This window comes from Streptomyces sp. G45, assembly GCF_049542095.1.
In the GTDB taxonomy this organism is placed as follows: Bacteria; Actinomycetota; Actinomycetes; order Streptomycetales; family Streptomycetaceae; genus Streptomyces.
In genome coordinates this window covers 984,933-998,530 of the sequence record NZ_JBMUZU010000001.1, presented here as the reverse complement: position 1 = coordinate 998,530, position 13,598 = coordinate 984,933, and the positions used below count along the sequence as shown (strand labels likewise).

The 13,598-nt window shown below is 76.2% G+C and carries 11 protein-coding genes and 3 pseudogenes; 13 read left to right on the top strand and 1 reads right to left on the bottom strand.

Going from position 1 to position 13,598, the window contains the following annotated elements; translation table 11 throughout:
- Positions 1-52: 52 nt before the first annotated feature.
- Positions 53-652: a phosphoribosylanthranilate isomerase gene (locus ACOBQU_RS04185; protein ID WP_423624544.1), complete on the top strand. Its 600-nt coding sequence runs from the start codon at positions 53-55 to the stop codon at positions 650-652.
- Between the two features lie 250 nt (positions 653-902).
- On the opposite strand, the gene ACOBQU_RS04180 is transcribed toward ACOBQU_RS04185, so the two are convergent.
- Positions 903-2,306 (bottom strand): PLP-dependent aminotransferase family protein, encoded by a 1,404-nt coding sequence (locus ACOBQU_RS04180; protein ID WP_423624543.1) that lies wholly within the window; start codon positions 2,304-2,306, stop codon positions 903-905.
- Between the two features lie 225 nt (positions 2,307-2,531).
- On the opposite strand from ACOBQU_RS04180, the pseudogene ACOBQU_RS04175 reads away from it, so the two are divergent.
- From ACOBQU_RS04175 to ACOBQU_RS04120, 12 genes and pseudogenes are all read left to right on the top strand, one after another.
- Positions 2,532-3,314 (top strand): annotated as a pseudogene (locus tag ACOBQU_RS04175) (nucleotide sugar dehydrogenase); the annotation flags it as partial.
- Positions 3,315-3,339: 25 nt separating this feature from the next.
- A pseudogene (locus ACOBQU_RS04170) lies at positions 3,340-3,429 on the top strand (hypothetical protein); the annotation flags it as partial.
- A gap of 36 nt (positions 3,430-3,465) precedes the next feature.
- A complete protein-coding gene (locus ACOBQU_RS04165) occupies positions 3,466-3,891 on the top strand; it encodes a UDP binding domain-containing protein (RefSeq protein ID WP_423624542.1) in 426 nt (141 codons plus the stop codon).
- Positions 3,888-4,982 (top strand): anthranilate phosphoribosyltransferase, encoded by a 1,095-nt coding sequence (gene trpD / locus ACOBQU_RS04160; protein WP_423624541.1) that lies wholly within the window; start codon positions 3,888-3,890, stop codon positions 4,980-4,982. Before ACOBQU_RS04165 ends, trpD begins: the two co-directional genes overlap by 4 nt.
- A complete protein-coding gene (locus tag ACOBQU_RS04155; protein WP_423624540.1) occupies positions 4,969-5,763 on the top strand; it encodes an indole-3-glycerol phosphate synthase TrpC in 795 nt (264 codons plus the stop codon). The genes trpD and ACOBQU_RS04155 overlap by 14 nt, the downstream gene beginning before the upstream one ends.
- A pseudogene (gene trpB / locus ACOBQU_RS04150) lies at positions 5,760-6,965 on the top strand (tryptophan synthase subunit beta); the annotation flags it as partial. The gene ACOBQU_RS04155 and the pseudogene trpB, both read left to right, overlap by 4 nt.
- Positions 6,966-7,086: 121 nt before the next feature.
- The gene (gene trpA / locus ACOBQU_RS04145; protein WP_423624539.1) at positions 7,087-7,884 is read left to right on the top strand and encodes a tryptophan synthase subunit alpha; all 798 of its coding nucleotides are present in this window, start codon (positions 7,087-7,089) and stop codon (positions 7,882-7,884) included.
- Between the two features lie 82 nt (positions 7,885-7,966).
- A complete protein-coding gene (locus tag ACOBQU_RS04140) occupies positions 7,967-8,947 on the top strand; it encodes a Gfo/Idh/MocA family oxidoreductase (RefSeq protein WP_423634240.1) in 981 nt (326 codons plus the stop codon).
- On the top strand, positions 8,941-10,134 hold the full coding sequence (locus tag ACOBQU_RS04135; protein ID WP_423624538.1) for a DegT/DnrJ/EryC1/StrS family aminotransferase: 1,194 nt from the start codon (positions 8,941-8,943) through the stop codon (positions 10,132-10,134). The genes ACOBQU_RS04140 and ACOBQU_RS04135 overlap by 7 nt, the downstream gene beginning before the upstream one ends.
- Complete coding sequence (locus ACOBQU_RS04130; RefSeq protein WP_423624537.1) at positions 10,131-11,249, top strand: DegT/DnrJ/EryC1/StrS family aminotransferase; 1,119 nt, start codon at positions 10,131-10,133, stop codon at positions 11,247-11,249. Before ACOBQU_RS04135 ends, ACOBQU_RS04130 begins: the two co-directional genes overlap by 4 nt.
- A complete protein-coding gene (locus ACOBQU_RS04125; protein ID WP_423624536.1) occupies positions 11,246-12,154 on the top strand; it encodes a sugar phosphate isomerase/epimerase family protein in 909 nt (302 codons plus the stop codon). Before ACOBQU_RS04130 ends, ACOBQU_RS04125 begins: the two co-directional genes overlap by 4 nt.
- Positions 12,147-13,586, top strand: a complete 1,440-nt coding sequence (locus tag ACOBQU_RS04120) for a M20/M25/M40 family metallo-hydrolase (RefSeq protein WP_423624535.1) — start codon at positions 12,147-12,149, stop codon at positions 13,584-13,586. The genes ACOBQU_RS04125 and ACOBQU_RS04120 overlap by 8 nt, the downstream gene beginning before the upstream one ends.
- Positions 13,587-13,598 lie beyond the last annotated feature (12 nt).

Genomic DNA, 13,598 nt, shown 5'->3' with positions numbered 1-13,598 from the left:
TGTTTGACTCGGGGCCGTTGCTCGTCCACCTCCATCCGTTCAGGAGCGGTGAATGTTCGTCAAGATCTGCGGGCTCCGGGAGCCGTCGCACGTGGCCGCGGCGGTCGACGCGGGCGCGGACGCCGTCGGCTTCGTGCTCGCGCCGAGCCCGCGGCAGATCACGCCGGAGCGCATGCGGACCCTGCTCGCGGACGTGCCGCCGCACGTGCTGACCGTCGCGGTGTTCGCGGGCGCGCCGCCCGCCGAGGTCGCCGCGGCCGTCGACGGCACCGGCGTGGGCGCCGTGCAACTGCACGGCGACGCCTACACGCCCGGTGACTACGCCGCCGCGTGCGCGCTTCCGCAGCGCCTGGTCCGCGCCGTGTCCGGGACCGGCGGCGCGGACCTCGCCTGCGGCAGCCACGGCGAGGACCTGCTGATCGTCGACGCGCCCAAGCCCGGCTCCGGCGAGCCCTGGGACTGGGCGGCGCTCGCCGGGCGCGCCGACGGCCGGTGGCTGCTCGCCGGGGGACTGGGGCCCGGCAACGTGCGCCAGGCCGTGGCGGACACCGGGGCTTGGGGCGTCGACGTGTCCAGCGGCGTGGAGCGCGGCCGGGGCGTGAAGGACGCGGGGCTCATCCGCGAGTTCGTGGCCGCCGCGCGCGAGGCCTGACGGGCAGTCAGGGCGTGGTGCGGGGCTGACGCGCGCCGGGCTCGACGGGTGCGCCGGGCCTGGCGGGCGGGCCGGGCCTGGGGGGCGGGCCGGGCCTGGCGGGCGGTCGCCGCCTCGTGTGCGGCCGAGGCTCGCGCGCCCTGAGCCGCGGATGCCGCGCGGTACGAGGCTGACGCCCGCGCCGCCCGGTACGCGGTGGCCGCCCGCGACGGCCGCCGCGTCGTCGTCGCCGTCCGGCGCTCCGGGCCGCTCATCGCGCCGCCTCGGCCAGCGCCTCGACCAGGGCGGTCAGGGCGTCGCGGGAGTGCGGGGCGTAGCCGATCACCACGGCGGGCGACGGCGGGGGGTGCTCCAGCGCGAACTCGGCGATGCCGCGCGCGCTCACCCCGTGCTGCTGGGCGGTGCGGGTCACGAGGGATTCCTCCAGCTTCTCGGGCAGGGACACGAGGACGTGCAGGCCCGCCGCCGGGCGGTGCGCCCGCGCGTCGGGCAGCCTCAGCTCCAGGGCGTGGACCAGGGTGTCGAGGCGCTCGCGGTAGCGCTTGCGCATCCGGCGCAGATGCCGCTCCAGGCGGCCGCTGCGCAGGAACTCCGCGTACGCGAGCTGGTCGAGGGCGGAGCCGCCGAGGTCCTGCCGGGCCCGCACCCGCTCCAACGGCTCCGCGAGGCGCGGCGGTACCGCAAGCCAGCCGAACCGCAGGCCCGGGGCGAGCGTCGCGCTGACCGACCCGGCGTACACCACCTGGTCCGGCGCCGCGTTCTGCAGGGAGGCGGGCCGCTCGGCGCGGTCGAACCAGAACTCGCCGTCGTAGTCGTCCTCGATCACGAGGCCGCCGACGTCCCGCGCCCAGGCGACGAGCGCCGCCCGGCGCGCGGGGGACAGGACGGCGCCGGTGGGGAACTGGTGCGTGGGCGTGGTCAGGACGGCCCGGGCGTCGGCGCGGGCCAGCCCCTCCACCACCAGGCCCTCGCCGTCGACCGGGACGGGCACCGCGCGCAGGCCCGCCGCCTCGATGACGCGCCGCTGACCGGGGTTGCCCGGGTCCTCCACCGCCAGCGCGCGCAGGCCGAGGTCGCGCAGGAGCAGGCACAGCAGCGTCAGGCCTTGGGCGAACCCGGCGGTGACCATCAGGCACTGCGGAGTGGTGCGCACCGCGCGGACCCGCCCGATGTGCGCCGCGATCTCCTCCCGCGCGGGGAGGACGCCCGCGAGCGGCGGGTACTCCAGCCGCTCGGGCCCGCTGGTCTGGAGGACCTGGCGCAGGCACGCCAGCCACTCGCGGCGCGGGAACGCCGTGACGTCGGCGGGGCCCGGGTGCGGGTCGCGGCGGGCGGGTTCCGCGCGGGGGGCTCTCCCGGCGGGCGCCCCGGGGCGCGGGGCGGGGCCGGGCGCGGCCGTGGGGGCGCGGTCGGCGACGCGGGTGCGGGAGCGGCTCACCGCGTGCAGATAGCCCTCCGCGGTGAGCTGCTGATAGGCCTCCACCACCACGCTGCGGGACAGGCGGAGGTCGTCCGCGAGGCGGCGGCTTGAGGGGAGCGGGGCGCCCGGCCTGAGGAGGCCGGTCGTGATCATGTTCTTGATGGCCGTGCGGAGCTGAGCGTGCAGCGGCTCGTCCGCGGCGCGGTCGATCGATAGTTGAATTTGCCACGACATCTGGTCTGCCCATTTCTTTCCCAGGTGGACTGGTTCTCATGAAAGGGTCCGGCTTTACTAGGACGCGGGGCGCAGCCCATTCGTTCCTCGCAGCACGGTGTTCCGCTTATTCACACGGGGCGCGTGCGGGAGCGAACCGGTCTATCCGGTGGGCGACAATTCTTTTCTTGGCGGGCCGGATTGATTCCGGATCCGCTCCGGGGATGTGAGGATACGGCGCTTGCAATGGGGGCGTGCGTCGATCCTCATCGCCGCCGAGGGCGGCACAAGCCGAAGGGCACGGGGGAAGCCACCATGCTGGGGACCACGCCTGATGAACTGTCACGGGACACGACGACGGTCGCCGTCGTCGGGCTCGGCTACACGGGACTGCCGCTGGCCGTCGCGTTCGCCGAGTCCGGAGTGCGCACCGTCGGCTACGACATAGACGAGGAGCGGATCGGTCGCCTGACCGCTCTCACCTCCTACCTTCCCGATGTCGCGGACGCCAGACTCCTCGCGACGAGCGGGACGCTGACCGCCACCGCGCGGGCCGAAGCGCTGGGCGCGGCCGACGCGTTCGTCATCTGCGTCCCGACACCGGCGACCGACAGGGGAAAGCCCGATCTCCGCCATGTGAACGCGGCCGCGGACACCGTCGCCGGGTATGTGCGCGAGGGATCACTGGTCGTGCTGCAATCGACCGTGCCGCCCGGCACCACTTCGGGGCTCGCGGACCGCATCGCGGAACGGACCGGGCTCACGCCGGGGCGCGAGTTCCATGTGGCGATGGCGCCGGAGCGCATCAATCCGGCTTCCGGAGGAAAGTGGACGCTGCGCAACACGCCGCGGGTGATCGGGGGTTTGACCTCGGAATGCACTCGGCGCGCGACACTGCTCTTCGGGCGCATCACCGATTCCGTATTCCCGGTCGGCGCGCCCGAGACGGCGGAAGTGGCGAAAGCGTTCGAAAACACCTTCCGGCTCGTCAATATCGCACTGACCTACGAACTGGCCGACCTGTGCGAACTGGCCGGAGCCCGCCCGCGAGGTCATCGAGGCGGCGGCCACCAAGCCGTACGGGTTCCTCGCGCACTGGCCGGGTCCGGGTGTCGGCGGCGAGTGCATCCCCGTCGACCCGCTCTTCCTGAAGGACTACGCCGCGTACGGCGGTGTGGCCATGCCGCTCCTCGACGCCGCGCACCGGCAGGTGCGCCAGCGTCCACGGCGGGTCGTCACCCGCCTCGCCGACCTGCTGCGCGCCCAGGGCGGTGACCTCGCGGGCAGCCGCGTCCTGGTCGCCGGGGTCACCTACAAGCCGGGCGTGCCCGACACGCGCAACGCCCCCGGCCTCGACATCATCCGCGAGCTGCGCAAGCGCTCCGCCAAGCCCCGCTACACCGACCCGTACCTCACCGAACTCGTCGTGGACGGCGAGGTGGTGGAGCGCGCCGACTGGGTCCGCGAGTCCGTCACCGCCCACGACTGCGTCATCCTCGTCACCCCGCACCGGGAACTCCTCGACCGCCCGCTGTGGTACGCGGCGCCGCTGGTCCTCGACACCTGGCAGACGCTGCCGACCGGTGACGGGATCCACCACCTGTGAGCGCCCCTCAGGATCCCGACGCGACCCTGCGCGCCGCCACCAGGGAAGCCGCCGCGGGCCGCGACCTGGACGACGGCCTCGCCGACGCGACCGCCCGCGCCCTGCTCACCGACCGGGCGGGCGAGCAGGCCGCCGCCGCCCTGCTCACCGCGCTCGCCCGCAAGGGGCACGCCGCGACCGAGGTCGCCGCCCTGGTCCGGGCCGTCCTGGCCGCGGCGCCGCCCGTCCCGTGGGACGGCACGGCCACCGCGGACCTGGTCGGCACCGGCGGCGACGCCTCGCAGTCGGTGAACCTGTCGACGCTGGCCGCGCTCGTCGCCACCGCCGCGGGCGCCACCGTCGCCAAGGCGGGCAACCGGGCCGCCACCAGCGCCTGCGGCAGCGCCGACCTCCTGGAGCGCCTCGGCGTGCCCGTCGACCCGGGGCCCGCGGGCATCGCCGCGTCCCTGCGCCGCCACCGCTTCGCGTTCGTCTACACGCCCGCGCTGCACACCACCGTCGGACGCTGGACACGGCTGCGCAGACGCCTCGGCTTCCGGACCCTGTTCAACCTCTCGGGCCCGCTGTCGAACCCGGTCGCGGGCGGCCCGCGCCTCATCGGCGTCGCCGACCCGCGCGAACAGCACGTGCTCGCCGAGGCGGCCGGGCTGCTCGGCCACCGCCGCACCTGGGTCGTGCACGGCGACGACGGACTCGACGAGGTGAGCACCGCGGCCACCACCCGCGTCCTCGCCGTGACCGCGCACGGCGTGCGGCCCCACACCATCGACCCCGCGGAGCTGCCCGTACGCCCCGCCCGCCACACCGACCTCAGGGGCGGCGACCCGGCCCGCGCCGCCGCGCTCGCCGAAGCCCTGCTCGCCGGTGCCGCACCCGCGGCCCTGCGGGACGCCGTCGCGGCCAACGCCGCCGCCCTGCTGCGCCTGACCGGGCACGCCGCCGACCTCGCGGACGGCGTCCGGCGCGCCCGGGAGGCCCTGGCGTCGGGCGCGGCCCGCCGCCTGACGCACGCCCTGCGCGCGCCCGGCGCCCGCCGCGCACCCCTTTCCGCCCCCTCCGACCCCGAGGAATCGCTCCATGCATCTCGATGAGATCGTCGCCCGCAAACGCGCGTTCTGGCGCACGGGCGGACACCCCGTGCCGACGTCCGGCCCCGCCCGCCCCGACGGCGCCGGACGCTTCCGCGCCGCCCTCAGCAAGCCCGACGTGTCCGTGATCGCCGAGGTGAAGCCGAAGTCCCCGTCCAAGGGCGACCTGTGGCCCGCCGCCGAGGCCGTGCCGCTGGCCAAGGAGTACGCCGCCGGGGGCGCCCGGGCCGTGTCCGTGCTCGCCGACGAGCCGTTCTTCGGCGGCTCGCCCGCGCTGGTCGCCGAGGTGCGGTCGGCCGTCGAACTGCCCGTCCTGTTCAAGGACTTCGTCGTCGACACCCGGCAGGTCGCCCTCGCACACGCCTGCGGCGCCGACGCCGTCCTCGTCATCGTCCGCTCCCTCGCCGACGCCGAACTGACCGACGTCCTCGCCGCCGCCGCGGAGTACGGGCTCGACGCGCTGGTGGAGACCTTCACCGCCGAGGACATCGAGCGCGCCCTGGCCGCGGGCGCCGACCTCATCGGCGTCAACAACCGGGACCTGCGCACCTTCTCCGTCGACCTGGACAACTCGGCGCGGCTGCGCGCCCGCATCCCCGACGGCGTCGTCACCGTCAGCGAGAGCGGGCTGCGCCACCGCGCCGACGTGACCCGGATCGGCGCGGACGGCTACGACGCCTGCCTCGTCGGCGAGACCCTGCTGACCAGCGGCTCCCCGGCCGACGCGGTGCGCGACCTCACCGGCGTGCCGGTCCGCCGCCCCACGAGGGAGGCACGGGCGTGAACGGAGCCGAGGGCCTGTTCGGCGGCCACGGCGGCCAGTTCGTCGCCGAGACCCTGGTCCGCCCCCTTGAGGAGTTCCGGCAGGCGTACGAGCAGGCGCGGGACGACCCCGCCTTCACCACCGAACTCGACACGCTGCTCGCGCGGTTCGCGGGCCGCCCCACCCCGCTCACCCGGCTGCGCAGGCTCGGCACCGCCGACGGCGTCACGCTCTGGCTCAAGCGCGAGGACCTCACCCACACCGGCGCCCACAAGATCAACAACTGTCTGGGGCAGGCACTCCTCGCCGCCCGCATGGGCTGCAAGCGGATCGTCGCCGAGACCGGCGCCGGACAGCACGGCGTCGCCGTCGCCGCCGTCTGTGCCCACCTCGGCCTGGACTGCGTGGTCTACATGGGCGTGGCCGACGCCCGCAGGCAGGAGCCCAACCTGCGCCGCATGCGGCTGCTCGGCGCCGACGTACGGCTCGTGGAGACCGGCAGCGCCACCCTGCGGGAAGCCATCAACGCCGCCATCAGGGACTGGCTCGCGCACCCCGGCGACACCCACTACCTGCTCGGCTCCGCCGTCGGCCCGCACCCCTACCCGACGGTCGTCGCCCGCTTCCAGTCCGTCATCGGGCGCGAGGCGCGGCGCCAGGTCCTGGACGCCACCGGCCGCCTGCCCGACGCCGTGGTGGCCTGCGTCGGCGGCGGCAGCAACGCCATCGGCACCTTCCGGGCGTTCCTGCACGACCCCGTCCGGCTCGTCGGTGCCCAGGCCGCGGGCGACGGCACCGGCCGCGCCGGACGGCACGCGGCACCCCTGCTGTGCGGCACGCCCGGAGTGCTCCAGGGCACCCGCACCTACCTCCTCCAGGACGACCACGGCCAGATCCTCGACACCCACTCCATCGCCCCCGGCCTCGACTACCCGGCCGCGGGCCCCGAGCACGCCCGCCTCAAGGACACCGGGCGGGTCGCCTACGTGGGCGTCACCGACGACGAGGCCCTGGACGCCTTCGCCGCCCTGAGCCGGGAGGAGGGCGTCATCCCGGCCCTGGAGTCCGCGCACGGCCTGGCCGCCGCGCTGCGCCTGGCGCCGGAACTCGGCGACGGCGCCCAGGTGCTGGTCACGCTGTCGGGGCGGGGCGACAAGGACCTGGCGATGGCCGTGGAGGCGCTGGACGCGCGCGGCGGAGGCGCCCCCGCCGCGCAGGCGCAGGGCACCCGGCGCGCCCACCCGGCCCAGCGCGCACCCGGCGCCGCGGACCCGCCCGGCGCCCGAACGCCCCCGCCCGGCACCGGAGTTCCCCGTACGCCACCGAGCCCGGAGACCACCGCTGATGAGCCGCATCGCCGACGCCTTCGACGCCGCCGCGGCACGCGGCGAGACCGCCCTGGTCACCTATCTCACCGCCGGATACCCGACGCCGGAGGAGACCGTGCCGCTGATCCGCGCCGCGGCCGACGCGGGAGCCGACGTCATCGAACTGGGCGTCCCGTTCACCGACCCCATGGGCGACGGCCCCGTCATCCAGGAGTCCAGCCGCGTCGCCCTCGCCCACGCCACGACCATCGGCACCGTCCTGCGCCTGGTGACCCGGGCCCGCCAGGACGGCGTCGAGGCGCCGATCGTCCTGATGGGCTACTACAACCCGTTCCTCCAGTACGGCCTCGCGGAGCTGGTCAAGGACGCCGCGGGCGCCGGAGCCGACGGGTTCGTCGTCCCCGACCTGCCACCGCACATGGCGGACGACCTGTGCGGCCACGCCGAACCCGCCGGACTCGCCACGGTGTTCTTCGCCGCGCCGGGCAGCGCCGACGAACGCATCCGCTACACCGCCCGGTGCTCCACCGGCTTCCTGTACTGCCTGGCCGCCGAGGGCGTCACCGGGGAGCGCGCCGCACTCGACCCGCGCCTGACCGCCTTCCTCGACCGGGTCAAGGCGCACTCCCGGGTGCCGCTGGCCGTGGGCTTCGGGATCTCCACGCCCGCCCACGTCCGCGCGCTGCGCGGCCACGCCGACGGCGTGATCGTGGGCAGCGCGCTGCTGCGCCGCATCGGCGCCGCCCCGGACGCGACGGCCCGGATCGCCGCCACCCGCGAACTGGTCGCGGAGCTGAAGGAGGCCACCCGGTGAGCACCGCCGCCGCAGGCCTCCCCGGCGGCCTCGTCCCCGTCATCGTCGGCTACGGCCGCGCGGGCAGCGGCCTGCACCACCCCTGCCTGCGCCAGCTCGCGGGCACCTCGGGGCACGGGCCGCGCGTCATCGCCGTCGACCCGCGGCGCCCGGACCGCCTGCCCCGGGCACCCGCTGGTACCCCACGCTCGACGACGCCCTCGCCGAGGTCGACCCCGCGCGGGCCGTGGCCCACGTCACCACCCCGGCCCGCACCCACGCCGCCCTCGCCGAGACCCTCGTCGACCGCGGCCTGTCCCGCGTCGTCGTGGAGAAGCCGCTGGCCGACACGGCCGCCGGGGCCCGGCGCGTCGCCGCGCTCACGCGCGCCGGGGCGCGGATCCTGCCCGTCGGGGTGTGGCCCTCCAGCGCGGTCACCGCACGCATCCGGGTCTGCCTCGCCGACGGCGGCATCGGCGCGCCCGTCGCGCTGGCCATGGAGCAGAGCAAGCCGCGCTTCCGGCGCGCCCGGTCCGACAGCCACACCTCGGCCCTGGAGGTCGAGCTGCCCCACCAGGTGCTCCTCGCCCTGCACCTGCTCGGCCCCGCCGCCCTGGCCGAGGCCGAACTGTGGCCCCTGGAGCGGCCGACAGGCCCGCCCCTGCCACGCCTGGGCGGCGGACGCCTGACCCTGCGCCACACCTCGGGGGCCACCAGCACCCTCGTATCGGACCTCACCTCGCCGATCCGTGTCCGCAGCCTCACCGTGACCGGCACCGAAGGACAGCTCACCGCGCACTACCCGGTGTCCGACGCCGACGACGTGGGACAGCTCCGCCTGCCCGGCAGCCCGGACCGGCTGCTCCTCCACGACGCGCCGCTCACCCGCTTCCTCGCCGCCGCCTACCGCTGCTTCGCCGGGGAGGGGCCGCCACCGCCCTGCGGCCTCGACACGCACGTGCGGACCGTCGAACTCCTCGAAGCGGCCGCCGGGCACACCAGCGCGGCCACCCCGACCACCGCACCGCACGGCGGGCCGCGCACCGGCGCCCCCGACACCGACGAGGTGATGACCCCATGCTGAAGCAGCAGCACACCCCCACCGGGCCCACCACCGGCGGCCCCGCCGTGCCCTTCTTCTCCGGGGCCGCGTCCATCCGCCGCGACTGGCCCCGCCTGGAGCCGCGCCTGCGTGCCGTCGCCGCCTCGGGACGCTTCACCTCGGGCACGGAAGTCGCCCACCTGGAACGGGAGTTGTGCGCCTACACCGGAGCGCGGCACGTCGCCCTGGTGGGCAGCGGCACCGACGCCCTGGTCCTCATGCTGCGGGCCGTCGGCGTCGGCCCCGGCGACGAGGTCATCGTCCCCGCGTACTCCTTCTTCGCCACGGCGTCGGCCGTGCTGCACGCCGGTGCCGAGCCCGTCATGGTGGACGTCCTGCCCGACTCGTACGCGCTGGACCCCGAGCGGGCCGCGGCGGCGATCACTCCCCGCACCAAGGCGATCATGCCGGTGCACCTCTTCCACCAGACCGCCGACATGGCCGCCATCGGCGCCCTGGCCGAGGAGCACGGGCTGCTGCTGGTCGAGGACAGCGCCGAGGCCATCGGCATGCGCGTCGACGGGCGGCACGCCGGGCTGTTCGGGGCGGCGGGCGTCCTGTCGTTCTTCCCCACCAAGACGCTCGGCGCCCTCGGCGACGCCGGTGCCGTCCTCACCGACGACGCCGAAGTCGACGCCCGCGTACGCCGGTTGCGGGTGCACGGGCAGAGCGCCGACGGCTCGTACGAGCACCTGGACATCGGCTGGAACAGCCGCGCCGACGAGATCCAGGCCGCCGTCCTGCGCACCCGCCTCGAACACCTCGACGCGGACATCGCCCGCCGCGCCGACCTCGCCGCCCGCTACACCGAGCACCTGAGCGACCTGGCACCGCGCGTGCGCACACCCCGGCAGGCGAAGGTCGCCAGGCCCGGCAACCTCGTCTGGTACGTGTACCTCATCGAGACGGACCGCCGCGACGACCTCGTCTCCCACCTCGCCGAGCACGGCGTCGGGACGGACGTCTACTACCCCAGGCCGCTGCCCGAACAGCCCTGCCTCGCCGGGCGGCGCGGCGCCGGACACCCCGTCCCCGTGGCCACCGCCGCGAGCCGCCGCGCCGTGGCGCTGCCGCTCTACCCCGACCTGACGGAGGACCAGGTGCGCTACGTCTGCGACCTCATCCGCGCCTTCCACGCGCGCGGCGACCGGAACGGGGGCGGACGATGACCGCGACCGTGCCGTTCGCCGCGTTCGACCGGCGGTTCGCCGACTGGGGGGACGCGCTGGTGGAGTGCGTCGCCGAGGTCGCCGCCGCCGACGAGTTCATCCTCAAGTCCCGGGTCGTGGCCCTGGAGTCCGCGATCGCCGCGAAGGTCGGCGCCCGGCACGCCGTGGCCTGCGCCAACGGCACAGGAGCGCTGACCCTGATCCTCAGCGGCCTCGGCATCGGCCCCGGTGACGAAGTCGTCACGCCCGCCTTCTCGTTCGTCTCCTCGGCCAGCGCCGTCGCCCTCGTCGGGGCGAGGCCCGCGTTCGCCGACGTCAGCCTCGACACCATGGCGCTGGAGCCCGAGGCGGCGCGGCGGGCCCTGACCGCCCGCACCGCGGCACTGCTCCCGGCCCATCTGTTCTGCCACACGGCGCCCATGGCCGCCCTGCGGGACCTGGCGGGCCGCGAGGGTCTGCGCCTGGTGGAGGACAGCGCGGTCACCCTGGGCGGCACCGTCGACGGGCTGCCCACCGGGCGCTGGGGCACCGCGGGGGTGTACTCCTTCTTCCCGGCCAAGCCCCTCGGCGGCTGCGGCGACGCGGGCATGGTGGTCACCGACGACGACGCGCTCGCCACGGCGTGCCGGGCGCTGCGCAACCACGGCCAGACCGTGCGGTTCCGGCACGACCTGCTCGGCTTCAACTGCCGCATGGACGAGGTCACCGCCGCGTTCCTGCTGCGCCGCCTGGCCGACTTCGACCGGCAGGCCGCCGCCCGCCGCGCCCTCGCCGACCGCTACGGCTCCCGCCTGCGGGCGCTGGGCCCCGCCGTCGTGGCGCCCCCGGCCGGGCCCTCCGGCCGCGCCGTGTACACGTACGTGATCCGGGCGGCCGAACGCGACGCGCTGCGCGCGTACCTGGCCCGGCGCGGCATCGAGACCGCGGTGACCTACCCGAGGCCGCTGCACCTCCAGCCCGCCTTCGGCCACCTCGGGCACGGCCCCGGCGACTTCCCGAACGCCGAGCGCCTGGCCCGCGAGTGCCTCGCCCTGCCCCTGTACCCGGAGCTGCCGCTGGAGACCGCCGACCGCGTGGCCGACGCCGTCGAGGACTTCGCGGCGGCGGGGGCGTGAGCGGCGTGCCGGGCACCGACGAGATCCTGGTCTGCGGGATCGGCGACGAGGCCGCCACCGGCCTCGCGGACCAGATCCGCGTCCACACCGACCTCGGCCTGACCGGGATCGAACTGCGCACCGTGGACGGCCGCGGCGCCCACCAGTGGTCCCTGGCCGAGGCCGAGCGCATCGCCACGGCCGTCGCCGAGGCGGGCCTGGCCGTGCCCGTCGTCGACACGCCCATCGGCGGGTGGGCCGTCACCGTCGCCGACGACTTCGCGTACGAAGAGAAGGTCCTCCGGCGCGCGGCCGCGCACGCGGGGCTGCTCGGCTGCCACCGGCTGCGCGTGATGTCCTACCCCAGCGACGGCAGGCCGGACGCCCTGTGGCGCGCGGCGGCCCTGCGCCGGATGCGCGAACTGGCCCTGCGCGCCCGGGACCTGGGCATGGTCCTGCTGCACGAGAACTGCCACGGCTGGGCCTCCCAGAGCGCCGCGCACACCCTGGAGCTGCTCGGGGAGGTCGACGGCGTCCGGCTGGTCTTCGACGTCGGCAACGGCCTGGCGTACGGCTACGACGCGGTCGCCTTCCTGGCCGAGGTGCTGCCGTACGTCGACCACGTGCACATCAAGGACGGCACCCGCGCGACGGGCGGCGCGGGGGCCGTCTTCGGGCTGCCCGGGGACGGCGAGGCCGACGTCGCCACCTGCCTGCGGATGCTGCGCGGCTTCGGCTACCACGGCTGGTACAGCCTGGAGCCGCACGTGGCGCACATCCCGCACCTGAACGTGAGCGGGGACCCGGCGCGGCTCGAAGCGGGGTACCGGGCGTGCGCGGAGCGCTTCGCGGCCCTGGTGCGGGACGAGCTGGGGGCCCGCACGGCGGCCGACGCGGCGGACCGCCCGGAGGCCAGGCATGGCTGACCGCCCCGACCGCCCCGGGCCGTCTGGCCATCCTGACCGCCCCGCCGCCCCCGTGCGGCTGCGCGCCGACGACCTGGAGTGGCTGCTCGCCCTCATGGACACCGCCAGTGTCTCCCCGCTGGAGGGCGGCGACCCGGCCGGTACCGCCGCCGCGCAGCGCGTCGTCGCCCAGGGCGCGACGGCACGGGGCTTCACCACCCGCCGCCTGGACCAGCCGCCCGTGGAGCACCTGGCGAGCGCCGTCACCCCGCTGCCGGTGCTGCGGGCCGCGGCCGACCCGGCGTTCCTCGCGGGCCAGCCGTCCCTGGTGCTCGGCTTCGGGGAGGCCGCGCCCGAGCACCGCCGCCTCGTCGTCAACTTCCACGTCGACACGGTCGGCCCGCACCTGCCGCCCCGCCTGGACGGCCGGGTGCTGCACGGGCGCGGCGCCGTGGACGACAAGGGGCCCGGCGTGGCCGCCGCCGTGGGGATCGCCGCCGCGTACGCCGAGGCGCCGTGGCTGGCGCACACCGTGGAGGCGCGGCTGCAGTCCGTGCCCGGTGAGGAGGGCGGCGCCATGGGCGTGTACGGCACGCGCTGGCTGGTGGAGCGGGGCGAGACCGGGCGGCTGATGCTGTTCGCCGAGCCGACCGGGCTGCGGGTCCTCGACGCGTGCAGCGCCACCATGACGCCGGTGCTGCGGGTCACCGGCGCCGACGCCACCGACGACCACCCGGGGGACGGCCACAACGCCACGCTCGCCCTCGGCTTCCTCGCCTGCCACCTCGGCGGGGAACTCGACCGGCTGACTCGCGGCACCGGCGCCAAGGTGTGCGTCGCGGGCGTCCACACCGGCACCGCCCACAACCGCGTGTACGGCACCGGCGAACTCCTGTTGAACATCGCCTACTTCGACACCGCCACCGGACGGCGCCTGGCCGCCGAGGTCGACCGGCTCGCGGCCGAGGCGGGCAAGGCGTTCGCCGACCGGTTCCACGGCACGGCCCTGGCCGGGCGGACCGCCGCCGACTGGGACCGGGTCGTGGGCGTGGAGTGGCGCAAGCGCGGCCTGCCCGCCCTCGCCAACCGCGACGCCGCCATGGAGGCGCTGCTCGCCCGGTGCGGGCTGCCCCGGCACGACGGCGTCGCCGACGGCACCGCGTTCACCTGCGACGCCATCTGGGCGGCGGGCCCCGGCCGGTACGCGGCGGTGTGCGGCCCGGGCAGCCTCGACGGCAACGGCGCGCACACCCCGCACGAGCACGTCCGCCTCGACGACCTCGACGCGTACGCGACCCGCGTCCGCGACCTGGTCCTGGCGTTCGGCGAGCACATCCGTACGCGGGAACCCGACCGCACACCCGGCCCCGACCGCACCTACGACCTCGACCGCACCCACGACCTCGGCCGCGCCCGCGAACGCGGCCGCCACGCACGCGCAGACGAACAGTGAACGACCGAACGG